The following is a 24,165-nucleotide window of genomic DNA, read 5'->3' on the forward strand; positions in this document are numbered from 1 at the left end:
GCCCCGAGTGAGAACGCATCCGCGTGCGGCCGCGCTGCCGCGCCGCATGCGCGGTATCGAATCGAATTTCCGGAGTTATCCAGTGAACAAAACCTCTCTTGCCCTGCTTGTGTCCGTGGCCTCCCTCGCCGCATGCTCGAGCGCGTCCGGGCCGACGTTCAGCGCGTACGAACTGCAACCGAGAAACGGCGTTCGGACGTTCCGTGTCGATTGTCACGGCATCCTGTCGAGCGAAAAGACCTGCATGAAGGTCGCGACGCGCATGTGCGACAAGGAGCCGGTACGTCTGGTCGATTCGGCGGCGCCGTTCCGTGAAGGCGCCGACCCGCGGTCGATCGAGTTCCAGTGCGGCGCGGCGTCCGCTCCGGTTCCGGCGCCCGCCGCGGCAGCGCCGGCCGCCGTTGAAAAAGTCAGTCTGACCGGCGATGCGTACTTTGCGACCGATTCCTCCACGCTGACGCCTACGGCGCAGGCTGCACTCGACGCATTGCTGAGCCGTCAGGCAGACCGGCGCTTCTCGGATGTGAAAGTGACCGGCTATACCGACTCGGTCGGTTCGGATGCGCACAATCTTGCGTTGTCGCGACGCCGGGCCGACTCGGTCGCGACGTATATGCGCGAGCATGGCCTGAATGCGGATTCCGTCACGGCAGCGGGAAAGGGCGAAGCCGATCCGGTGGGCTCCAACGATACCGCCGAAGGTCGAGCGAGCAATCGACGCGTGGAGATCGTGCTGCAGAACTAGCGGGCGGGGTAGCGCGAGCGCCGGTCATCCGACGGCGCTCGCGTGCATGCGGTTCGTTGTCAGGCGGCACGCATGCCGCCGTCGATCGAGAACGTGACGCAGGTGATGAAGGTCGATGCTGTGCCGCGCGCGAATGTGGCGGCGACATTGATCGCTTTGGAGAACTACGCAAGGCGATTCCGGGCATCACCCAGCACATGCTGACGGCGCAGTTGCGGGAACTCGAGGCGGACGGCCTGCTTACCCGCACGGTTTTCGCGGAAGTGCCGCCGCGCGTCGAATACGCGATCACCGCGAAGGCGCGCGGTCTCGGACCGACGATGGAAGCGCTGACAGCGTGGTGGAACGAGTACGGGCGCAGCGTACCGGTCAAGCCGACGACGCGCGGACGCAAGCCCAACGCGGTCAAGCCGAAGCCGGAATGACCGGACGCGTTGCCGGGGCATCCACGCCGGTCATGGAAAACTGTATGAATATACAGTATAGTACCCGTCGAAATCGAGCCGCCCAGGTGCGACCCTGGGCGGCACGTGCGCCGCGCCTGCGGGCATCCGCCGCAGCGTTCCGGCACCGTGAACTCTGGCTAACTCATTCAGACGGGCAGGCAAATTGTCATCCAGCAATCTGATCCGCATTCGCGGAGCACGTCAGCACAACCTCAAGAATATCGATCTCGACCTGCGCACCGGTGAAATGACGGTCGTCACCGGCCCGTCGGGTTCCGGCAAGTCGAGTCTCGTGTTCGACACGCTGTACGCGGAAGGCCAGCGGCGCTATGTCGAAACCTTCAGCGCGTACGCGCGGCAGTTCCTCGACCGGATGGACCGCCCGCAGGTCGAGCGCGTCGACGGCGTGCCGCCCGCGATCGCGATCGACCAGACCAACCCGGTCCGCAGTTCGCGCTCGACCGTCGGCACGATGACCGAGCTGAACGATCACCTGAAGCTGCTGTACGCGCGGGCGGCCGAATTGTTCGACCGCAAGACCGCGCGGCAGGTGCGCCACGACACGCCGGAGACGATCTACGCGGAGCTCGTCGCGCGCACGCTGGCGGACGATCCGCGCGTCGTCGTCACGTTCCCGGTCGAGTTGCCGGAAACCGCGTCCGACGACGAAATCACGCAGTGGCTGTCGGCGAGCGGTTACACGCGCGTGCAGGCGCGGCGCGAAGTCGCGTCGCCCACCGGGCCGCGCAAGGTGCTCGACGTGGTGGCCGACCGGTTCCGCGTGCAGCAGGCCGACAAGGTGCGGGTCGTCGAGGCGATCGAGGCGTCGCTGAAGCGCGGCGGCGGGCGTGCGAACGTGTACGTGCTCGCGGCTGAGCCCGAAACCGCCGGCGGCGCGGCCGCGGAGCCGCAGGTGTGGCGCTTCTCCACCGGGCTCCATGATCCCGACAGCGACTTGCGCTACGCGGAGCCGCAAGCGGCGATGTTCTCGTTCAACTCGGCGTACGGTGCGTGCGAAACCTGCCGCGGCTTCGGCCGCGTGATCGGCGTCGATCTCGGCCTCGTGATTCCCGACGCGCGCAAGACGCTGCGCGGCGGCGCGATCAAGCCGATGCAGACACCCGCATGGAAGGAGTGCCAGGACGACCTGATGCGCTACGCGGCGAAGGCCGACATCCGGCGCGACGTGCCGTGGGCCGAGCTGACGGACGCCGAGCGCGACTGGGTCGTCAACGGTTCGCCGGACTGGAACGGAAAATGGCAGAGCCAGTGGTACGGCGTGAAGCGCTTCTTCGGCTACCTCGAATCGAAAGCGTACAAGATGCATATCCGCGTGCTGCTGTCGAAATACCGGAGCTACACGCCGTGCGACGTGTGCGGCGGCGCGCGCCTGAAGACGGAATCGCTGCAATGGCGGCTCGGCTCGAAAGAGAATGCCGACGGCGTGCTCGCGCCGGCCGATCGTTTCATGCCGCGCGGCGTCGACTGGAACCGCGCGCAGCTCGAAGCGCTGCCGGGCCTGACCGTGTACGACCTGATGCTGCTGCCGATCGAGCGCATCCGCCGTTTCTTCGACGAAGTCAGCCTGCCGAGCGCGCTGCTCGACGATGCGCTGAAGCTGCTGCTCGCCGAAGTGCGCACGCGCCTGAAATACCTGTGCGACGTGGGGCTTGGCTACCTGACGCTCGACCGGCAGAGCCGCACGCTGTCGGGCGGCGAGGTGCAGCGGATCAACCTGACGACGGCGCTCGGCACGTCGCTTACAAAAACCCTGTTCGTGCTCGACGAACCGAGCATCGGGCTGCATCCGCGCGATCTCACGCGGATCGTCGAGGCGATGCAGCGGCTGCGCGACGCGGGCAATACGCTGGTCGTCGTCGAGCACGATCCGTCGGTGATGCTCGCGGCCGACCGGCTGATCGACATGGGGCCCGGCCCGGGCGAGCGCGGCGGCACGATCGTGTACGACGGCACGCCGGGCGACATCCGTTCGGCGCACACGCTGACCGGCGAATACCTCGGCGGCCGCAAGCACGTCGCGCATGCGTCGAACTGGGCGCGCCGGCCGGTCGACGCGCATACGCCGCGCATCGTGCTCGACGGCGCGAGCGAACACAACCTGCGCGACGTGACGGTCGAGATTCCGCTGCAGCGGCTCGTGTGCGTGACCGGCGTGTCCGGTTCCGGCAAATCCACGCTGCTGCAGGACGTGCTCTATCCGGCAATGGCGCGGCACCACGGCAAGGCGACCGAGTCGCCGGGCGCGTACCGCAGCCTGACGGGCGCCGACCAGGTGGGCGATGTTGTATTCGTCGACCAGTCGCCGATCGGCAAGACCACGCGTTCGAACCCGGCGAGTTATGTCGGCGCGTTCGACGAGATTCGCAAGCTGTTCGCGAAGGCGCCGCTCGCGCTGCAACGCGGCTACGGTGCCGGCACGTTCAGCTTCAACTCGGGCGACGGCCGTTGCCCGACCTGCGGCGGTTCGGGCTTCGAGCATATCGAGATGCAGTTCCTGAGCGACGTCTACCTGCGTTGCCCGGACTGCGACGGCAGCCGCTACCGCGCCGAGATTCTCGAAGTGCGCATCGAGCGCGACGGCCGCGCGCTGAACATCGCCGACGTGCTCGACCTGACCGTCAGCGAAGCGGCCGCGTTCTTCGCGACCGACGCCGAGGTGCTGCGTGTGCTGCAGCCGATCGTCGACGTCGGGCTCGAATACGTGAAGCTCGGCCAGCCGGTGCCGACGCTGTCGGGCGGCGAAGCGCAACGCCTGAAGCTGGCCGGCTTCCTCGCCGAATCCGCGGCGGCCGTCAACGGCCGCCGGGTCGTCACGGAAGAAGCGCGTGTCGCGCGCGCGAAGTTGTTCATGTTCGACGAGCCGACCACCGGGCTGCACTTCGACGACATCGCGAAGCTGATGCAGGCGTTCGGCAAGCTGCTCGCGGCCGGCCATTCGCTGATCGTGATCGAACACAACCTCGACGTGATCCGCGCGGCCGACTGGCTGATCGATCTCGGCCCGGAAGGCGGCGACGGCGGCGGCCTCGTGCTGTGCGCGGGCACGCCCGACGACGTGAAGGCCTGCGCCGAATCGCATACGGGCGTGGCGCTGCTGCAGTACGACCGCGCGATGGATGCCGAAGCGCCGCTCGCCGACGAAGGCGTGCCGTTGCAGACCGTGCTGAACGCCGCGCGCGAGCGCCGTGCGATCGAAGGCGAGGACGTCGTGCGGATCGTCAACGCGCGCGAGCACAACCTGAAGTCGCTCGACGTCGACATCCCGCACGGCAAGTTCAACGTGATTACCGGCGTGTCGGGTTCCGGCAAGTCGACGCTCGCGTTCGACATCCTGTTCCACGAAGGCCAGCGCCGCTACCTCGAATCGCTGAACGCGTATGCGCGCTCGATCGTGCAGCCGGCCGGCCGCCCGGAAGTCGACGCGGTGTACGGCATTCCGCCGACCGTCGCGATCGAGCAGCGGTTGTCGCGCGGCGGCCGCAAGAGCACGGTCGCGACGACGTCCGAAGTCTGGCACTTCCTGCGCCTGCTGTACGTAAAGCTCGGCCTGCAGCATTGCATCCACGACGGCACGCCGGTCACGTCGCAATCCGTCGAATCGATCGCCGCGCAGTTGCTGCGCGATCATCGCGGCGAGCACGTCGGGCTGCTCGCGCCGCTCGTCGTCAACCGCAAGGGCGTGTATACGGATCTCGCGAAGTGGGCGAAGGCGCGCGGCAGCACGCATCTGCGCGTCGACGGCGAGTTCGTCACGGTCGATCCGTGGCCGAAGCTCGACCGCTTCCGCGAGCACACGATCGAGCTGCCGGTGGCCGATATCGTCGTATCGCCGGACAACGAGGCCGAGTTGCGGCGCGTGCTCGACGAGACGCTCGAACTCGGCAAGGGCGTGATGCACCTGCTCGCGCCGCTCGACGGGCTGCACGATGCGATGCAGAACGATCATTCGACCGCGCGCGTCGGTGCGGTCAAGGTGCTGTCGGTCAAGCGTGCGTGCCCGGTGTGCGGCACGAGCTATCCGGAGCTGGACCCGCGGATGTTCTCGTACAACAGCAAGCACGGCTGGTGCACGACCTGCGTCGGCACCGGCGTCACGCTGACGCGCGAACAGCGCGCCGCGTACGACGACACGGTGCTCGCCGAGGACGGCCGCGGCCGCGAACAGACGCTGCCGTCGGACGAGCAGGAGCCGGAAGGCGTCGGCAACGAGCCGTGCCCGGATTGCAACGGCACGCGGCTGAACCCGTCCGCACGCGCGGTCACGTTCGACGCGCATCCGATCGTCGAGGTCGCGCAGTGGACGGTGTCGGACACGCGGCGCTGGATCGACGGGCTGGAACTGACCGGGCGCGACGCGCAGATCGCGCGCGACATCGTCAGCGAGATCGGCAGCCGTCTCGCGTTTCTCGAGGAAGTCGGGCTCGGCTACCTGAGCCTCGACCGCGCGGCGCCGAGCCTGTCGGGCGGCGAAGCGCAGCGCATCCGGCTCGCCGCGCAGCTCGGCAGCAACCTGCAGGGCGTCTGCTACGTGCTCGACGAGCCGACGATCGGCCTGCATCCGCGCGACAACCAGATCCTGCTGGACGCGCTGCGCAAGCTCGGCGACAAGGGCAATACGCTGGTTGTCGTCGAGCATGACGAGGACACGATCCGCCGCGCCGATCACATCATCGACGTCGGCCCAGGGGCCGGCAAGCGCGGCGGCACGCTGGTCGCGCAGGGCGCGGTCGCGGATCTCGCCGCGCAGTCCGATTCGGTGACGGGGCGCCTGCTCGCGCAGCCGATGACGCATCCGCTGCAGCCGCGCCGCAGCGTGAGCCTGCCGGGCAAGAAGGGCGGGCCCGCGGTGCCGGAGGCGTGGCTGACCGTGCATGGCGCACGGCTGCACAACCTGCGCGACGTCACGGTCGGCATTCCGCTCGCGCGGCTCGTCGCGGTGACGGGCGTCAGCGGGTCGGGCAAGTCGACGCTCGCGCGCGACGTGCTGATGACGAACCTGCTCGACGCGGTCGGCCGCTCGGTGCTGTCGTCGCCGGCCACGCGGCGCGCGCGCAAGGCCGCGCAGCAGGACGCGCCGGTGGCCAACCGGCGCTCGAGCGTGCTCGCGCGCAGTGCGCCGCGGCCGTCGCTGAACGTCACGCATGCGTGGCAGGGCTGCGAGTCGTTGAGCGGCTGGGAGCAGATCGATCGCGTGCTCGAAGTCGATCAAACGCCGATCGGCAAGACGCCGCGTTCGTGCCCGGCCACCTATATCGGCGTGTGGGACACGATCCGCAAGCTGTTCGCGGATACGCTGGAGGCGCGTGCCCGCGGTTATACGGCGTCGCGTTTCTCGTTCAATACCGGCGACGGGCGCTGCCCTGCGTGCGAAGGGCAAGGCGTGCGCACGATCGGCATGAGCTTCCTGCCCGACGTGAAAGTGCCGTGCGACGTGTGCCACGGGCAGCGCTTCAACCCGGAGACGCTCGCCGTCACGTGGCGCGGCCGGAACATCGGCGACGTGCTGACGATGGAGATCGACGAGGCCGTGGAGTTTTTCGCGCCGATCTCGAACATCGCGCATCCACTGCAACTGATGAAGGATGTCGGTCTTGGCTACCTGACGCTCGGCCAGCCGTCGCCGACGTTGTCCGGCGGCGAGGCGCAGCGCATCAAGCTCGTCACCGAGCTGACGAAGGTGCGCGACGACATCACGCGGCGCGGCCAGAAGGCGCCGCACACGCTGTACGTGCTCGACGAACCGACGGTCGGCCTGCACATGGCGGACGTCGCGAAGCTGATTCGCGTGCTGCACCGGTTGGTCGATGCGGGGCACAGCGTTGTCGTGATCGAGCATGACCTCGACGTGATCGCGGAAGCAGACTGGATCATCGATCTCGGGCCGGAGGGCGGCGTGGGCGGTGGCACGATCGTCGCGGCGGCGCCGCCGGAAGCGCTCGTGAAGGTGAGCGCGAGCCATACGGGGCAGGCGCTGAAGCCGGTTCTCGCGCGTACGGGGGCGGATGAGGGTGAGGCCGAGCGGCAGGGAGAAGCGCGGGTCGGTTGAATGCCGTGCTTCGAATGAGCGGCCCCGGTGTCGAGTGAGACACCGGGGCCGTTTTTATTGCGTCATGCGGTTTCGTGGTCAGGCGGCCGGCGCGACGGACGCACCGGCGATGCCATGCCGCCGCAGCGAATCCGCGACGAAGCCTGACACTTTCATTTCTTCGACGAATTCATTCAGTACCGCGGCAGCGGCCTCGCCACGGCTTTTCGGCACGCCCATCGCCTGCCGGATCACCATGAACCGCTCGTCGAGCAGGCGCAAGCCTGGCGTCTTCGCGGCGTCGGCTTCGAGCTGCTGTTTCACGCCGGCCGCCACTTCCAGTTGCTGTTTGACGAACGTCTGCACGACGGCCTGCGACGTCGGCGCGCGCACGATCTGCGCGGCTTTCAGTTCGCGGGTGAGGAACAGGTCATATGCGCTGCCTTTGCCGACGGTCACGCGGTTGTGCGGCTGGTCGACGTCGGCGTTCGTGCGGATCGGCGACGCGTCGCGCACGAGATAGAAACCCTCGATCAGCACATACGGCGCGGTGAACGCGACCGTTTCGCCGCGCAGCGGGTCGACCGCGAAGAAGCCGAAATCGGCGCGCTCTTCGGTCAGCGCCTGCACGGATTTCGCGGCCCCGTCGAACACGACGAGTTCCAGCTCGGCCGACAGGCGCTCCGCGAACGCGCGCGCCAGGTCAATCGATACGCCGAACGGTTCGCCGGTTGCCGGGTCGCGGTTCGCGAGGATCGGGTTGCCGAGATTGATCGACGCGCGCAGCTTGCCGGTTGGGGCGAAGGCGGAGAGGACGGCGGGGGCGAGGGGCATAGGGGGCTCGTTGGGGGCGGGTGGGTTGTCGGGGCTGACGGGTGCGCCGACGTTGAGCTTATCACCGGGCCGTTGGGGGCAGTGTGTTGCGGTGCGGGCCTGCTCCATAGTTGGTCGCCATGCTATCCGGGTGCACGTGATCGCTTTGCACTTCGTTCGAGCGCTCGTCAGGGGTGGTGCACAGGTACTGCTGCATCATTGGGGTGACGGGTGCAGGTGATGTTGCGGGTTGCGTGCTCATGCGACCGGGAAAAGCGGCTTTGGCCGGTTGAGTCTACCAGCGGGTCGAATCTCCCTGCGCAAAGCTTGCCGTTCGGCGAGTTGCGGGCGACGTGGAGCGGTAGCTACCAGTGTTCCCGCCCCAAGCTTCAGCACCCCTGTTCCGCGTTCAAGGATGCGAGCACGATACGCAACGTAGTGCTAACCCCGAAGTGCCAATTGTGATCGACAGTCTAGATTGTGATTGTATGGGTATGCTGTCTCAGGCGTAGGTTCCGTGCTCGGTCGGAAGGCTTTTCATGACTATAAAATTTAAAGAAATGTCGAAGCGTGCCCGATTGATACTACATGTCACGGGCGTGCTCGCTAGTTTCAACTTCTTCGCATTCTGGTGCGTCGCTGTCTACCTGGGCGGTGATGCCGTGAACGGTTACGTGCACGATCTTCACCATTTTATTTGCGCGCACGGCTCATGCCATGAGGTCACCAGATCGATCTGGAAGTACAGCTATTGGCATGCAATATCTGCTTTCTCAGGTATCGCCTTGATATTCGTGGAAGCCGCAGTCCTTATAAATACCAGGGATATCATCATTGATTGCCGATAATCGTCACACAAATCCATAAGCACCCTGCAAATGGCTCATGCGAAATTACCCGCGCCAAGTTTACAGGTCATGGAAGGCGGACTTTCGCCGGATGCGGGCGCTGCTGTCCGCACTCGGATCTGGTCCTTGTTCGTCGCTGCAACATGTATTTCGTGGAGCGCAGCTGCGGTCGCGGAACATCCGGACTGCGCTGGAGTGGAGCGTTGGCCTACCGGTATGGCGTTCGTGCATCTCAAGAATGCAGGGCTAACGAGTAACGACAAGCTTGACTTCAGTAAGACCAAGACGGTTCGACTCGCATCGGAACAAATTGGAGAAGACCTGTACCGTCAAATACATCTCGTTATCTTTGCCGAGAAGAGTGGTGCAACCATAGAAGTCGTCACTGAAAGTGATGCGTCGACCGAGGAATGTTCAATGTCGGACGTCGAGGTGTTCGTAGTCTCACGGCGGTTAGGTGGAAAATGACGAGTTTAGCAGCGGCCCGAAGGGGCTGCGCGAAGGTCGTCATCCGGCCATTTGTTGAATTGACCAGTTGAATCTGCAGCCAGTTTCGGTCATCGGCACAATCACGGGCATGCCTTCATGTGCCGTCATTGATGTTCCACAGTAGAATGGCTGCTGCCCCAGGCTTCGTATATTCGCTTTTCTGTCCTTTATGTGCTGGTGATCAATGAAAGCTGAACGCATACTTGTCTTGGATATTGACGGCACGCTAACGGACTCGGTCGCAATGCATCAGTCCGCTTTTCTGGCTGCGATGCTGGCCTTGGGGCTGCCGGCCCTCGACACTGATTGGGGGCGCTATCCGCACCACACCGACACGGGAATCCTCGCACATGCATTATCGTCCAACGGTTGGAGCCCGATGAGCGCATCAGGCGTCGCTTCCTTCGAGCAGGATGTGGATCGTCATTTTGTGGACGCGCTTTCCCGCCAGGAACTCAGGGAAATTCCTGGCGCCGGCATGTTCGTGCGGGAGGCTGTGGCGTCTGGTTGGGGAATCGTCTTTGCGACTGGAGGTGTGAGGCGCGTCGGCGAGCGGAAACTACAGGCTGTCGGTATCCCGTTTGACGACGATCTGCTTGTTACGGCGTCGCAGTATCCTTCACGAACAGATCTTGTCGCTGCAGCTGTTGAGCGTGCTCGTCGACACTATTGCATCGGATCGGCTTGTCGTACCGTTTCGGTCGGAGACGGACGTTGGGACCACGAAGTAGCCCAGTATCTCGGCCTCGAATTTATTGGCGTTGGCACTCCGCCAAAAGCGGACGTGCTGACTGCGCTCGGCGCTATTGTCTTTCCCGATCTCGAGCAAGCATTGCCATTCCTGTTGAGCTAAGGCAAGCCGGCTAGACGTCGTAAGCCCACGCAAATCGCGTCTGCTTTCAGGTTGAAAGCAGTCAATTGTGCTAACAACGTTCAACGCCCGATTCGGGTCGGCAGCGGCCGGCCGATCACGAAATCCATCTGCGTAGTTTTCGTATTCCAGCCTTATCAGATAAGGCGCAGAGACCTATTCATCATTGGGGTGACGGTTGCAGGTGCTGCTGCGTGTTGCGTGCTCATGTGACCGGACAAGTTGCTTTGGCTGCCCGAGTTTGCCATCGGCCCGAATCTCCCTGCGCAAAGCTTGCCGGTCGGCCAGTTGCTGGTGTTGGGGAACGGCAGCGACCTGTGTTCCCGCCCAGGCTTTAGCGCCCCGACCCGGCGCATAAGATGCGGGCCAATCCACAACGTAGTGCTAACCCCGAAGCGCCAGTTGCGGCCGACAATCTAGATTGTGATTGTTGTATGGGTGCGCGGTTCGCGCGATGTGCTGCTCCGATCTGCCCGTTTCGAGTCGACAGCGCCCGATCCTGGAAAGAGGGAGGGACGGAGGCGAGCCGAAGTGGTACGAATCACGGAAGAAGTGGCGTTTCAAAGTGGAATCGGGACGGCGAGACGCCGAAGAGGGAGAAAATCATGACTCACCCTTTGTACAAACTACTTCAAAAATTAGACGAAAAGAGACTGTACTACTCGCTGTCGCGTCACCGCAGCGACACGATACTGGTATCGGTGACGCTCGTCGGAATGCGCGTTGAGGTCGACGTTTTCGATGATGGTCGAATGGACGTTTCCTGCTTTCGCGGGGACGAAAGTGTCGAAGGGTATGAAGAGTTGGCATATGCCCTGATTGCAGAGCACGCAGGCTGATGTTCGTCCGGTCGTGGGTGGGCGCTCGGCTGCCGGCCAATTTCGGACGTTCTGTCCATTTCCTCGATATGTCGATCTGAGGCCGCTACGTGAACGAATCGACCTACCGCATCATTTTCGGATTTGGCGTGATCGCTTACGGCATCGTGATGTCAGCAATCATGGCATTTCGTCCAGAACGGATATTGGCCTTCTATTGCAGATCACGGGTCTGGCGATGGTGGTTCAAATTCTTTTTCAACATGTCTGCAGAAGACATTGTGTCCGCCAAGATGGTTCGACGATTCAGATACCAAGGGGTGGTGGGGCTGGCGTTCTTTTCTGTCATTATTCTTTCCTTCCTGTTCCACCTGTAGCGTGGCGCTGCCTACAAGCGAATTCATGAGCGCTCCCTTTGGGATTGGGCGACCGTCTCTTAAGGGTTGCGGATTCAACCCGTCGATGCAAAAAGCGGGCGTGGGTTTTGGCGGAGTGGGCGGCATCGGCGGCGTGGAAATCTCGGTCATGTCCATCACGTGTGAATGGCTGGTGGGAAGCGGGCCAGCCAGCCCGATTACCGCGGGCAACTGCATGACATAGGCAACCGCGCGAGGCTGTCGGTTCGATGTTTTTCTCGCGACGCCCGTTGCCGAGATCAGGCACGTCGGCGACGAACCGGCGAGCGGCTTCCGAACCCGAAGCCATATGCGCTCTCGAAACGCGACTCGACCGACAGGAGGACTGGCAGGGATTATTGAACGGGCGAAGCGTCGCGCATGCATGCACCGCTCCGCCCAATGCCTCACGAAGCAAGGCTTGCCCCGCTCGAATGAACTGCCGGGTCGCGTAGCGCTCCGACCCAGCGCCTGCTCGCCACGATCATCGGCATGCTGGTCGACAGCGAGAGCCGATCGCGCCAATCCCGGGCAAGGATTGGCGCCCGCGTTGCAACCTGTCGCTCAACCGGCCGCAAGCGCGGCAACCTGACTCGCCGACAACTGGCCGCGGTAGATGCGGAAATCGGCGATCTTCCCGCTGAAGTACGGATCATGCGGAAACTGCGACCGCCCGACCCAGTTCTGCGTGGTATGGCCGATCTGGAACGGGGAGAACAACATCGCACTATTCGACGCAACGGCCGCTCCGTTGACGTAGAGCGTCGCCGTACTGCCGGACTGCGTGACGGCGACATGGACCCACGTTTTCGACGGCAACGCGCTCGGCCCCTCCAGAACCGATTGCGTCCACCCCTGGTTCAGCGAAGTCGCAAACCGCAGCTTGCCGGTATTGCTGTTCGGCGTCAGGAACATGTAGCGATTGAAGCTCGAGCCGAAGTCGAAGATACGCGCCCACGTTTGACCGCCGTTCCAATACACCCACGCGGAGATCGTGAAATCGCCGGTCGTCTTCACGATATCGTCGGGAAGGCTGACGTAGGCGCTGCTGCCGTTGAGCGAAACGGCCGTACGGATACTGTCGGTCGCCCATGCCGCACCGCCCTGGAGCGTCGCGTTGTTGCCGTGGCCGCTCGTGTCCGCGGCAATCGTGCCGCTCCCGTCGCCGAACGGCAGGCGGGTATCGAGCGAGATGCCCACGACCGCTTGAACTTCGTTCGACGCGGCGGTCTCGCCCGATGCGGCGGTTGCCGTCACGACATAGTAGTACGTGCCCGCGGCGAGCCCCGCATCGGTATAGGTCAGCAGATCCGATATGCCGCTCGCCACCACGGCATAGGGGCCGCCCGACACGGTGGCGCGTTTGACGGTGTAGCTCGTCGCATAGGCGGTCCCCCACCACGAGAGGACCACTTGACCCGACGTCGTGACCGCCGACAACCCGCTCGGCGGTGCGCCCTTCGCGATCGGATCGCGCAGGCAGGTCAGCGTGCCGAACCCGAACAGGTCGAAGCCGCCGTTCGCGGGGTAGTCGTCGGAGCCTTCCGGTGTGACCAGGGCCGAGAATTTTTCCGAATAGGGCGCGGCGATACCCTGGCGGTTCACATAATGGTTGTACACGAGCGCCCATTCCGGCCGCTTGATGCCCTGCGATGCGGTCGAGAACTGCGTGTCGTTCGCGTACTGATTCGAGTAGGCCATGAACGGCATGCTGTAGTACGTCGAACCCGACTGGATCTGGTTGCCCTTGGCAACGTACTCGCAGCCGGAAAGGACGCGGTTGTTGTCATAGCCGTACAGATCGATGCCCTGGTTCCACGCCATTTCGCAGATGCTGCTGACGAGCGTAATGCTGAGCGTGTTGTGCCCCTGGTCGCGGCCCGACTCCTGCGTCTGGCCCATGTAGCCAGGGTGCGTGAAGTAGACCATCTGCGCGATGCCGCCGTTGCCTTGCCCCTGCTTGAAATAGGTGACCGCCGCATTGAACATGTCGCTGTCGTCGCAGAGAACGCCGATCGCCATGACCGCCGCCGTCGCGCACAGGTCCCAGTTCGAATACACGTTGATGCTGCTCGGATTCGCCAGGTTCGTGATGCCCGAGTTCATCGGATAGAAGATGTTTTTCATCATCGACTGGAAGCTGGCGAAGTCCGGCGGCGCCCAACCGGAATACGACCGCATGATCTCGCCGACGTTGGCAAGCTTGTAACCTTGAATGCCCGCGACCAGAAAGCCGTCGTAATAACCGTTGGCCCACCAGATCTGCGTGAGCTTGCCGGACCACGCATTCAAGATCTTGACCGCCCTGTTCGCTGCGTCCGTATCGCCCTGGATCTTCCAGCGCAGCGCATCGATGTAGGCCGCCTCCACGTCCCATGCCAGATACCACCAGTTATTGCCCGATGGCGATCCGCGATAGACGATGGATTGCGGATTCGGCGTCCAGGACGTGTTGGCCAGGTTCTTCGACAGCATCACCTTCCAGTCGTCGATCCACGGAGAAGCTTGCGTCGCCACCTTTGCGTTCATGCGATCGAAATCGCTTTGCGTGTGGAGCAAACCGGGATGCACGAACGCCATGGGTGACGCTGCCGCCGCAGCGTGTCCGACCGTCGTTGCACCGGTAGTCGAACTCGCGATCGACCGGGTGTTCGCCCCCAGCAGCGATTCGCCGCCGTCTCCTCCGCATGCGGAGAGCGCCAGGGCACCGAGGCTGCACAGGAAACTGCGACGCGATATGCCGCTTCCCGGGAGTGTCATCCAGTTCTCGATCTGGTCGAAATCGGTTGCTTTGCCGTCCTGCGCAATGGGGCTTGTTTCTCTAATCGTCATGTTGTCAGCTTGTCGTAGGGATAAAGACGTTCGTCGACGCAACTCTGATCTGGCATGAGCGGACAACAGCGACCGGCGCAACGGTCAGGCCAGGCACCGTGTTCCGGACGCAACCGCGGGCCGCCTGGCAAACGTTTGCGTGATCGGGCGCGAAGCAGCACTTGTGAAAGGGTTGCGAACGCTGTCAGCGATATGCCCAGCCGTGCCGGCATCCTTTGGCGAATACGACAAAGAAATGACGGCACGCTCGACATGCGCGCTGCCCGTACGAAGTTAACGACGCAGTTTCGGAAAACTGAACGCCGCCGTCATCGGGTGCGTTGATGCGACCACTGCTTCGGGTGTGGTTCGGCATGGCAGCCGGTCACCCTGGACGATAGGCATCCTGCGTATTGGCGATTGCGCGGCGCTCGCACCGGCAGCAACGGTTCGAAGAGCGACCGCGGTTCGTCGTCCACGAGTGCTCCATGCATCGCTTCCTGTCGGATAAAACAAGACAGGAGGTGAACATCGAACGAAAAGAGAAAACAGCCCCGCTGGCGTAATTTCTCGACAACTGCTTAGGAGAGGAAGGCAATCCGACGAAATCCTGGGCACGACAACTGGCAGCGAGCCCGGCAATTCTGCAAATGCTTTCTCAAGCGTGAGTGATTTGTTCGTCCGATGACAAGGAATCCTCTGCGGGAAAGTCATCTGGCGCAGACAGCAAAACGTAGCTCATGAAGTCGCGATACCGGGCCAAGGCCGCTGCCATGTTCGTGTCGTCGTTTTGTAAGGAAAATTGATGTCCTTTGGTGTGTCCAATGCAAGCGACCGGCATGCGGTGGCCGACCGGTTGAATCCGCACCGAGCACTTGCCGCCCGGCTGATTGAAATCGGCTGATCCATTGGTTTGATCGATCGCCATGCCGTCCACGGAACAATCGACGACTTGGAACTATACTGGGCAACCTGGAGGGTTCAATGACCGATCACGAAAGCCTGCATCCGCTACGTCCGCTGCTGAAAAACTGGGTTTGGGAGCATGGTCGAATCGGGACACGTTATCTGGACTGCGTCGATGGCGAAATCAAGTTCGATGAAGGCAAGAAATCGCATTTCGCAGCCGAGAAATATGTCTACGTGCCCCTTGGCAACGGCGCTGAAGACGATGCATCCGCGGATCGTCCCGCGATCCACGACGCAGGACTTGCCCGGTTTTTGCGGGCGGCTCAGTTGGGTAAGCCAGAGGAAGCCGGTTCTGTAGCGGATGTTCAGCGCGCCGTGCAGGATTGCGTGGAGATTGGCCTGTTCAGCGCATATCAACCGGAGGCTCGAAAGGCATTCGCTCGCTACGCGCAGGAACCGATGTTCGATGACGAGATCCGCGCCGCGGTTGTCGCCGACATCCGGCGCATTTACGTCGGCATGCGGGAACAACTGGCGCTGTACGATTTCAGTGTGCTCCACGGCTTGCCCATGCCGCTGCTGATCGGTGACACGCCCTTCATTGACTGGCGCGTGCGCACCAGTCCGGCACTTCCGTTTGTATCGCTTCCGCTGGGACCATACTGCTTGCTGGTAGGCGCACCGTCGGGCAGGAAAAGCCGAATCGCCCCAGTGGTCTGGAAGGCCGCCGCCACGATGGGCCCGTTGAAGGACCACAACCGCCGGATCGAGGAGCAGACGCATCTGTGGCTGGTGGCGACCACGGATGACCAACTCGTCGCTGCGCAAAGCCGCATTGCTGCGACCACGGGTTCCGGGCAAGGGGATGTGAAGCCCTGACCGAAGTCGACGTAAAGCAGGCCGTCGGCGGTGGCTGGGTTGTCAGCGGCCTTTGGGACACTGACAGTTGCTTTGCGACGGGGTTGGCACGGGCAGTTGCGTCAATTACACAAAGCCCGCGGCCGGCCCGGAACGGTCCCTTGCCGTGCCGGTTCGAACGTCGGTTTCTGTCGCCTCATATCCGGAAAACGATCCTGCAAAGCATCGCAGTAGCACCGTGCTACTCAATCAACGGTTGTCCGCGCGCCATTGACGAGGTGTGACGCCGGTCAGGCGCGTGAATGTCCTCGTGAAGTGGCTGGGGTCCGCAAAGCCACACAAATCCGAGATCATATTCAGAGGCATGGGGGACGTGCGCAGGTACTTTTTTGCCAGCTCTACGCGCTGATTGATCAGCCAGCGATGCGGGGGCAGTCCCGTGGTCTGATGAAAGGATTTGACGAAATTGCTGCGGGACATACCACAGGCCTTCGCCACATCGACAAGCGAAATTTTTCCGTTCAGGTGTTCGAACAGAAGCCCTTTTGCCTGTCGCTCCTGCCACGGCGTGAGTTTGCCGGTCTGCTTTTCCCGCCGCTCGCCGATGCCGCCGTACTGATGTGCGATATGCGCCTGAAAAGCGAGCGCGACATGGTCGATGAAGAGTTGCGACGCATACTCGGGCTGCGCCAACGCGGGCAGCAATGATTGTCCGAGGTGATGAATGATCGGGTCGGTTTCACTCAAGTGCGGCGGCAAATAAAGCTGCGGTCGCCGCCGGCCGCCGATTTCATCGGCCGTCTCCTCCAGCGTTCGGCGAGGGAGATGGAAGTGGATGCAGTCAAACGTCCCCTTCAGATCCGCCACCCACCTGCGGTCGAGGTCGTGAATCGTCACGGTCCCTGCCTTGTAGGGGACGAAGCGAGCGGCACGTCCGTCAAGCCACAATTCCTGTTCGCCGAAAGCGCGCAATTGCAACACGATGAGATCGGCGTCTTCGAGGTCATAGGGCGCAGTCCGGCCCATATTTCTCCGCGCCGACTTCAGCCGACTGATGCCGATCTGCGCGAATGGCAACGTTTGGGTGACGACGGTCTGCCTTACGTCGGCCGGAATGAACTCGGAAGAGGCGTTGTCCGACTGTGCAGTAGCCATAGACTCGGCGAGAAGGTCAGGGATCAGGCCGTGCAGTTTACCAAACGGAAATTTCGGCTGCCGCGACGGCGCAAGCGCCGTGCTGGTGTAGAGGCAAGGCTCAGGTCGGCTGGATTTCAGGGTTTGCGACTGGCCGCTTACCTGTGCGGCTAGCCAGACTTCAGACCTTTTTTCGGTCGATTCGTGCCGAACAGGAAATAGACGATCAACGGACAGGCTATTTGTAACTGACAAAGTTTCATTTAATTTGTGTGCACTCAACTTTGCTCAGGAGTCTCGTCATGTCGATACGTCATCTGATTTCTTCCGTGTTCGCCGCCGCCGCGATGTTCGGGGTCGCGTCCGCCAGCATCGCCGGCCCGTTGGTTGTCGATGTCTATAATCCCGGCGCCAACGGAATCTTCCCGGTTTCGTCGGAAATCGTCTCGGGCAAGACCGAGGCGATCCTGATCGATGCGCAATTCCAGCGCAGCGACGCGCAGGCGCTCGTGACCCGGATCAAGGCGAGCGGCAAGGCGCTCAAGGCCGTCTACGTGAGCCATAGCGACCCCGACTATTACTTCGGGCTCGACACCATTCACGCGGCGTTTCCGGACGCGAAGATCGTCGCGACCCCGCAGACGATCGCCGCGATCGAGGCCAGCAAGGACGGCAAGCTCGCGTACTGGGGGCCGATCCTGAAGGACAACGCGCCGAAATCGGTGATCGTGCCGCAGCCGCTCGACGGCAATACGCTGACGGTCGACGGTCAGGCGCTGCGCATCGTCGGGCTCGACGGCCCGACGCCCGATCGCACGTTCGTGTGGATTCCGTCCGAGCGGACCGTGGTGGGCGGCATCCCGGTCGCGGCGAATATCCACGTGTGGATGGCTGACACGCAGTCGCCGTTGTCGCACGCGAACTGGCTCGCGACGCTCGATCGTATCGACGCGCTGAAGCCGGTGCGGGTGGTGCCCGGCCACTTCCTGCCGAATCGGGACGGCAGCCAGCCGTACACGACCGGCGTCGCGTTCACGCGCGACTATCTGAAGGCGTTCGACCAGGAAACCGCACGCGCGAAGGATTCGGCGGCGTTGATTGCCGCGATGGACGCGCGCTATCCGGATCTTGGCGCGAAGCCGTCGCTCGAAATGAGCGCGAAGGTGGCGAAGGGCGAGATGCAGTGGCCCGCGCCGGCGCCGTTCCCTGCGGCGGGCAAGACGGCACGCGTGCAATTCGGCGATACCGTATTCGATCTGCACTTCAAGGACGACAAGACGATGTCGTTCATCGGCACGGCCGGCCAGTTCAAGGGCGTGACGGATACGGTGCAGTACACGGCGCGCGAGATTCGTCCGCAGGTGTACATGGTGTATTGGCACGAGCCGAGCACCGGTTCGAACGTCGTGCATGTCGAGGATTTCGGGCGCGGCACGGTGAACTCGAACATCGCCCTGAAGGACGGACAGTTCCTGCATATGTCCGGTACGCTGAAGCTCGTGGGTCGGGAGTAAACGGAATCGGCAGGTCCGTCCAACGATCTCAATCCACCAGCGCTTTACCGGAGGCGTCCTTGATTTTCGCCTTCCATTGCTTGCGGATTTCGGACACGACCGGATCCGGAAGCGAGATGTAGTCGAGATCCGTGGCGGCCTGGTTGCCATTGCGGAAGGCCCAGTCGAAGAACTTCAGCGTTTCCTTGCCCTGTTCCGGCTTATCCTGCTTCGCGTACAGCAGCACGAACGTCGCGCCGACGACGGGCCATGCATCCTTGCCCGGCTCGTCCGTCAGGATCTGGTAGAACGACTTCGACCAGTTCGCGCCGGCGGCAGCGGCCTTGAACGTTTCCGTCTTCGGCTCGACCACCGTGCCCGTCGAGTTCTTCAGTGCGGTGTAGACCATGTTGTTCTTCTTCGCATACGCCCACTCGACGTAGCCGATCGCGCCCGGTAGGCGCTGCACGAAGGCTGCGACGCCGTCGTTGCCCTTGCCGCCCGTGCCGGTCGGCCAGTTGACCGTCGTGCCTTCGCCGACCTTCGACTTCCAGTCGCCGTTGACCTTCGACAGGTAGTTCGTCCAGATGAAGCTCGTGCCCGATCCATCCGCGCGGCGAACGACGGCGATGTCCGTATCCGGCAGCTTGACCTTCGGGTTCAGTGCGGCGATCGCCGGGGCGTTCCACTTCTTGATCTTGCCGAGGTAGATGTCGCCGAGCACCGGGCCCGACAGCGTCAGCTCGCCTGACTTCACGCCCGGCACATTGACGACCGGCACCACGCCGCCGATCACGGTCGGGAACTGGAACAGACCTTCCTTCGCGAGCTCGTCATCCTTCAGCGGCGCGTCCGACCCGGCAAAATCGATCGTCTTTGCGTTGATCTGCTTCAGACCACCCGACGAACCGATGCCTTGATAGTTGACCTTGCCGCCGCCTGCCTTCTTGTACGCATCGGCCCATTTTGTGTAGACCGGTGTGGCAAACGTACTCCCTGCACCGGTGATATCGGCAGCTCGAGCGGAGAGGGCTACAAGCGCGAGGAGGCAGGGAACCAGGATCCGGATGTTCATGTATCACCTCCTGTCTACGGTCGGCATGCTGGCCCACACGCTGGTTCCGATCTAGAAGTCCGATTTGTCGAGCCGGATGTGGCGGCCGTCGTTCGGCAGTGCATGTCGATTGACCGCGACAACGATCTTCTCGCGATTGCTTTCAAATGCGGTGAGCAACTGCTCGGGTGTCGCCGTGTGTGCGCCGAGCTTTTCTCGAATGATGTCGGACGGGAGCTTGATCGCAACGTACCCCCAACCCGTGCCGTAGGCAGAGAACGACAGGCTCAGATCGTCGCAGACGATCGGGTATGTCAGACAAGTGGCGGGGGCCGTCATGGCGCGCGGCGAGTGGTCTCGCATCGGAGGGTGATAGGAGTATTGCATCTGGATGTGAAAACTCAAGGAGCGTGCAACTGCCGGAAACGCTCAGTTCCCGTCATTTGCCACGATGGAGGCCAACGCTCGATCGCCGTCGCGCTGGGCAGTGTCTTCAGCGGAAAAGATGTGCTCGCTGAATGCGATCAGTTTGAAGCCGCTTCCGACGGAGCGAGGAACGGTGATGCCCCAATGCCAACCCCCATCTTGTTCGAATACGTGGAGGGCGGGGGGCGCCTGGCTCGGTGCGGGTGAAGAAGTCGTCATGGCGTGCTCTCCCGTCATGGGGCGACTGCGGGGCAACTACATCGAAGGTGCGAACCCAGTCTACGGGCATTTTTGCTGCACCGCAATATTCGGGTTGTTGTAAAAATTCCGATGCGCCAAGCGTCACAATTTTGAAATACCAATTTGCGCCGTGAGAGCTTGCTGGCATATTGATATGACGATTGCGATTCTTCGGAGGCTTCATGGACAGCGGTTCGCTTGTTTGGGCAGGAGTGCCGCACAACAGCGATGGTGTGGTCTTTCAGATTCGTGTGGGGCGCGGACTTCAACGCTTTCATATTGCGCGGACGGTTCTTGAGAGGGCGCTCGATCTCGAGCGACTGGCGTCCGATGCGCGACAGCTCGAGTGCTTTTATGAACACCTGCGGCCGATCCTGAGTGCCGCCAGGAAGACGCGCTCGAGTGCGAAGGCGGATACAGTCCCTCTGAACATTTCCGATTTCGTCCGGGTTGGCAAGACGCGGGCAGGGCAGGATTCCTTGGCGGCGACACGATGAGCGCCGTAGAAAGGTTGACGAGCTTCAAGGCCTGACGACCGGACGCAGCGAAGCCGAACTGCTTTGCCCAAGCGCGTGAAGGCATTCCTGGATCTCGCGTTCGAGCGCCTGCACGACTGCAACGATTACGTGCTCTCCGACAAAGAGCTGGAGCGGTTCAAGTCGCGGCGGAAGCGATCTGTCCGCGTGCAGCGGAAATCCGCGTAGTACGGCTTGCCGGTGCGGCGCCCGGCACCGCCACGTTTTTCAGTGGCGATCGCCGTCGATCTGTCCGACACATGGATGTGCGCGCTGCAATCGGTGCGGTAACCGCTAGAATTGCGGTTTTAGCCCGGAATACGTCCATGTCTTTTGCCTCGCTTGGCCTGATCGATCCCTTGCTGCGTAATCTGCAGGACCGCAATTATCAGACACCTACGCCGGTGCAGGCCAAGGCGATTCCTGTTGTGCTCAGCGGCAAGGACGTCATGGCTGCGGCACAGACCGGCACCGGCAAAACGGCGGGTTTTGCGCTTCCGCTGTTGCAACGGCTGGTGCAACACGGCCCGGCGGTGTCCAGCAACCGCGCGCGCGTTCTGGTGCTGGTGCCCACGCGTGAACTGGCTGAACAGGTGCTGCAAAGCTTTATCGACTACGGCAAAGGCCTCGACTTGCGATTTCTGGCCGCCTACGGCGGTGTGAGCATCAACCCGCAGATGATGAAGTTGCGCAAGGGCGTGGATGTGCTCGTTGCCACGCCGGGCCGTTTGCTGGATCTCAATCGCCAGAACGCAGTGCAGTTCGATCAAGTACAAACGCTGGTGCTGGACGAAGCCGACCGCATGCTGGATCTGGGCTTCGCGCGCGAACTCAACGCCGTCTTTGCCGCGTTGCCCGCCCAGCGCCAGACGCTGCTGTTCTCCGCCACGTTTACCGACGATATCCGCGCGATGGCGGCGGGCATTCTGCGCGGCCCGGTCAATATCAGCGTCAGCCCGCCCAATGTCACGGCCAGCAAGATCAAGCAGTGGGTGGTGCCAGTGGATAAAAGGAACAAGCCTGATCTCTTCATGCACCTGGTGGCCGAGAACAACTGGGAGCACGCGCTGGTGTTCGTCAAAACCCGTAAAGGCGTGGATTACCTGGCGGCCATGCTGGATGAAGCGGGCTATGCGATCGACACCATCCACGGCGACAAACCGCAACCCGCGCGCCTGCGTGCGCTGGAGCGCTTCAAGACGGGCGAAGTCAATATGCTGGTCGCCACCGATGTGGCCGCGCGCGGGTTGGATATCGACGATCTGCCGCTGGTGATCAACGTCGATCTGCCGATCGTGGCGCAAGACTATGTGCACCGTATCGGCCGTACCGGCCGCGCGGGCGCCAGCGGCGTGGCGGTGTCGCTCGTGTGTGCCGATGAAGCGCCGCAACTGGCCGCGATCGAGGCGCTGATCCGGCAAACGCTGCCCCGTGAAGAAGAGCCGGGTTTTGAAGCCGAACACCGCGTGCCGGAAACCAGCGCAACCGGCCAGATCATCAAGAAACCCAAAAAGCCGAAGAAGCCCAAAGTGCCGCAAGCTGCGCCGGTTGCCAAGCAAGCACCCGGCAAGAAGCTGCGTCCGCAAGGTGGCGAAAGCAGGCGCACGCCAGCGGCGCAGCATGCGACGGCCGCCGGTAACGGCCCGGACTACACCATCGGTAGCCCGTTCAGCGCGCAGAAGCCACGCAGCAAACCCGCCGGCAAGCCAGCCGCGGGTTCACGCAAGCCGGCTGGCAAACCCGCTGGTGGCCGCGGCAAACGTCAACCGTGATCCGTGGGGAGGGGGCACGCCGGCGCTGGAACAGCGCTGGCGGTTTGCGGCCCTCTGGCGGTCATTTAAGCGTATAGGTCAACGTCCCGTATCCCAGTTGATCGAAGCCGCCGCTGTTGGGACCGTAGTCGCCACCGCCGCCTTCCGGCGCGACCTTGCGGGCATAAGCCTCGACGTCCGGCGCGGAGAGCCCTTTGAGTACAACGTAGTGGTTGTAGACGAGTGCCCAGATCGGACGCCCGTCACCGCGTGAACCCGGCGAGATGACGGGCTGCGTGACGTCGCTGTTCGTGTATTGCGTGTAAGGCACGTCCTTCCCGAGGTTGTATCGGGCGGCGTATTCCGCTCCGCGCAGGAACCGGTTGTCGTCATATCCGTAAAGATCGTCCCCCTGGCTCCAGGCCATCTGGCAGAACGACCCGAGCAGCGCGATATCGAGCATGGTATGCCCCTGGTCGCGCCCGCTTTCCTGCACCTGACCCAGCCCATCCGGATACAGCTTCCACACCACGTGTTCGATTGAACCGTTGCCGGCGCCATGCTTGAAGTAGTCGACCGCTTCGGCATAGATGTCGTGACGGTCGGTCAGGACCCCGATTGACAGCATGGATGCCATGTTGGCGAGATCCCAGTTGGCCCAGTAATGGTCGATCTTGCCGCCGTTGTGCCGCGTCAGGAAATCGTGGTTCATCGGATAGAACACGCCCAGCATCATCGACTGGAAGCGCCGGAAATCGTCGGCGCGCCACAGTGGGGACGTGCGCAGGATTTCGCCGGCGTTCGCCAGCTGGTAGCCGTAGATACCGGAAGCCAGGAACTTGTCGGAACTGCCACCGATCATCGTCAGCGTGCGCGACCACGCATTCAGGACTTCTATGGCGTGTTGCGCGTAGGCATCGTCGCCGGTGATCTTCCACCGAAGTGCAAGCGCGTAGGCCGCAGCGGCATCGTTGAAGAGCGTGGCGTAATTCTCTGCGTGGTCGGGGTTGCGTCCGCGATAGATGGCCGGCTGCGGATTCGGCTTCCAGTCGAGCGACGCATGCCGGTTGGCAATCAGGCGTTGCCAGCCGTCGAACCACGGCTGCCGCCGCGCGGCGACGTTCTCGCGCATGCGCGTGAAATCGCTCTCCGTATGCAGCAGGCCGGGGTGAACAAGAGGTGCGCCGGTCAAGCGGGCGCCGGGCGCAGGCTTCGGATGTGCGTCGGTGTGTGACTGATATGAACCGGTCACGTCGGTATGGCTCTGCGTCGCGGCGATGCACCCGCCAAGCATCACGATGCTGAGAACGGGAATCGTGGCTGCTGCTCGCAAGGACAGACGAAATGCCATGTGGCTCCGATAATGGTTGCGCCGGCCTGGCTGAGGAAGAACCAGCATGGATTCGAACAGGAACCGGCGTACGTTGAACGGGCCGTCGGGAGAAAGCCGCTTTGCAACGTATGAACGGTCTTCGCGACGCTACGGTTGACAGTAAGCAAGCC

Annotated in this window: 19 protein-coding genes; 11 read left to right on the plus strand and 8 right to left on the minus strand. The window is 62.8% G+C overall.

Annotation, left to right across the window (positions count from 1 at the left end; translation table 11 throughout):
* Positions 1-46 precede the first annotated feature (46 nt).
* From R9B84_RS17160 to uvrA, 3 genes are all read left to right on the plus strand, one after another.
* Positions 47-745, plus strand: coding sequence for an OmpA family protein (locus R9B84_RS17160; protein WP_423761033.1), 699 nt, complete (start codon positions 47-49; stop codon positions 743-745).
* Between the two features lie 146 nt (positions 746-891).
* Positions 892-1,170 (plus strand): winged helix-turn-helix transcriptional regulator, encoded by a 279-nt coding sequence (locus R9B84_RS17165; RefSeq protein ID WP_423761034.1) that lies wholly within the window; start codon positions 892-894, stop codon positions 1,168-1,170.
* Between the two features lie 184 nt (positions 1,171-1,354).
* On the plus strand, positions 1,355-7,258 hold the full coding sequence (gene uvrA / locus R9B84_RS17170; RefSeq protein WP_423760577.1) for an excinuclease ABC subunit UvrA: 5,904 nt from the start codon (positions 1,355-1,357) through the stop codon (positions 7,256-7,258).
* A gap of 78 nt (positions 7,259-7,336) precedes the next feature.
* Here the strand turns inward: uvrA and R9B84_RS17175 are convergent, their stop codons facing one another.
* Positions 7,337-8,071 carry an ABC transporter substrate-binding protein gene (locus R9B84_RS17175; RefSeq protein WP_423760578.1) on the minus strand — a complete coding sequence of 245 codons (735 nt, stop codon included), beginning with the start codon at positions 8,069-8,071 and terminating at the stop codon, positions 7,337-7,339.
* Positions 8,072-8,928: 857 nt separating this feature from the next.
* On the opposite strand from R9B84_RS17175, the gene R9B84_RS17180 reads away from it, so the two are divergent.
* From R9B84_RS17180 to R9B84_RS17195, 4 genes are all read left to right on the plus strand, one after another.
* Positions 8,929-9,366, plus strand: a complete 438-nt coding sequence (locus tag R9B84_RS17180) for a hypothetical protein (RefSeq protein ID WP_423760579.1) — start codon at positions 8,929-8,931, stop codon at positions 9,364-9,366.
* Between the two features lie 205 nt (positions 9,367-9,571).
* Positions 9,572-10,240: an HAD family hydrolase gene (locus R9B84_RS17185; RefSeq protein ID WP_423760580.1), complete on the plus strand. Its 669-nt coding sequence runs from the start codon at positions 9,572-9,574 to the stop codon at positions 10,238-10,240.
* Positions 10,241-10,863: 623 nt separating this feature from the next.
* Positions 10,864-11,097, plus strand: coding sequence for a hypothetical protein (locus R9B84_RS17190; RefSeq protein ID WP_423760581.1), 234 nt, complete (start codon positions 10,864-10,866; stop codon positions 11,095-11,097).
* Between the two features lie 89 nt (positions 11,098-11,186).
* On the plus strand, positions 11,187-11,453 hold the full coding sequence (locus R9B84_RS17195; protein WP_423760582.1) for a hypothetical protein: 267 nt from the start codon (positions 11,187-11,189) through the stop codon (positions 11,451-11,453).
* 582 nt (positions 11,454-12,035) lie between these two features.
* On the opposite strand, the gene R9B84_RS17200 is transcribed toward R9B84_RS17195, so the two are convergent.
* Both R9B84_RS17200 and R9B84_RS17205 read right to left on the minus strand, forming a co-directional pair.
* Positions 12,036-14,369 carry a LamG-like jellyroll fold domain-containing protein gene (locus tag R9B84_RS17200; protein WP_423760583.1) on the minus strand — a complete coding sequence of 778 codons (2,334 nt, stop codon included), beginning with the start codon at positions 14,367-14,369 and terminating at the stop codon, positions 12,036-12,038.
* A 571-nt stretch (positions 14,370-14,940) separates the two neighbouring features.
* Positions 14,941-15,210 (minus strand): hypothetical protein, encoded by a 270-nt coding sequence (locus tag R9B84_RS17205; protein WP_423760584.1) that lies wholly within the window; start codon positions 15,208-15,210, stop codon positions 14,941-14,943.
* A gap of 56 nt (positions 15,211-15,266) precedes the next feature.
* On the opposite strand from R9B84_RS17205, the gene R9B84_RS17210 reads away from it, so the two are divergent.
* The gene (locus tag R9B84_RS17210) at positions 15,267-16,070 is read left to right on the plus strand and encodes a hypothetical protein (protein ID WP_423760585.1); all 804 of its coding nucleotides are present in this window, start codon (positions 15,267-15,269) and stop codon (positions 16,068-16,070) included.
* A gap of 228 nt (positions 16,071-16,298) precedes the next feature.
* Here the strand turns inward: R9B84_RS17210 and R9B84_RS17215 are convergent, their stop codons facing one another.
* Positions 16,299-17,465 (minus strand): helix-turn-helix transcriptional regulator, encoded by a 1,167-nt coding sequence (locus R9B84_RS17215; RefSeq protein ID WP_423760586.1) that lies wholly within the window; start codon positions 17,463-17,465, stop codon positions 16,299-16,301.
* Positions 17,466-17,485: 20 nt separating this feature from the next.
* Here R9B84_RS17215 and R9B84_RS17220 point away from each other — a divergent pair, with 20 nt between their 5' ends.
* Positions 17,486-18,697, plus strand: a complete 1,212-nt coding sequence (locus R9B84_RS17220; protein ID WP_423760587.1) for a MoaF-related domain-containing protein — start codon at positions 17,486-17,488, stop codon at positions 18,695-18,697.
* Between the two features lie 28 nt (positions 18,698-18,725).
* Here the strand turns inward: R9B84_RS17220 and pstS are convergent, their stop codons facing one another.
* The 3 genes from pstS to R9B84_RS17235 are packed head-to-tail and all read right to left on the minus strand — an operon-like array spanning position 18,726 to position 20,375.
* Positions 18,726-19,751, minus strand: coding sequence for a phosphate ABC transporter substrate-binding protein PstS (gene pstS / locus R9B84_RS17225; RefSeq protein ID WP_423760588.1), 1,026 nt, complete (start codon positions 19,749-19,751; stop codon positions 18,726-18,728).
* 51 nt (positions 19,752-19,802) lie between these two features.
* Positions 19,803-20,117 carry a hypothetical protein gene (locus R9B84_RS17230; protein WP_423760589.1) on the minus strand — a complete coding sequence of 105 codons (315 nt, stop codon included), beginning with the start codon at positions 20,115-20,117 and terminating at the stop codon, positions 19,803-19,805.
* A 42-nt stretch (positions 20,118-20,159) separates the two neighbouring features.
* On the minus strand, positions 20,160-20,375 hold the full coding sequence (locus R9B84_RS17235) for a hypothetical protein (RefSeq protein ID WP_423760590.1): 216 nt from the start codon (positions 20,373-20,375) through the stop codon (positions 20,160-20,162).
* Positions 20,376-20,578: 203 nt separating this feature from the next.
* Here R9B84_RS17235 and R9B84_RS17240 point away from each other — a divergent pair, with 203 nt between their 5' ends.
* Positions 20,579-20,893, plus strand: coding sequence for a hypothetical protein (locus R9B84_RS17240; RefSeq protein WP_423760591.1), 315 nt, complete (start codon positions 20,579-20,581; stop codon positions 20,891-20,893).
* A gap of 344 nt (positions 20,894-21,237) precedes the next feature.
* Complete coding sequence (locus R9B84_RS17245) at positions 21,238-22,683, plus strand: DEAD/DEAH box helicase (RefSeq protein WP_423760592.1); 1,446 nt, start codon at positions 21,238-21,240, stop codon at positions 22,681-22,683.
* A 61-nt stretch (positions 22,684-22,744) separates the two neighbouring features.
* Here R9B84_RS17245 and R9B84_RS17250 read toward each other — a convergent pair whose 3' ends face one another.
* The gene (locus tag R9B84_RS17250) at positions 22,745-24,013 is read right to left on the minus strand and encodes an alginate lyase family protein (protein ID WP_423760593.1); all 1,269 of its coding nucleotides are present in this window, start codon (positions 24,011-24,013) and stop codon (positions 22,745-22,747) included.
* Positions 24,014-24,165: the final 152 nt, after the last annotated feature.

The organism is Burkholderia sp. NLJ2 (genome assembly GCF_049487195.1).
Lineage (GTDB): Bacteria > Pseudomonadota > Gammaproteobacteria > Burkholderiales > Burkholderiaceae > Burkholderia > Burkholderia pyrrocinia.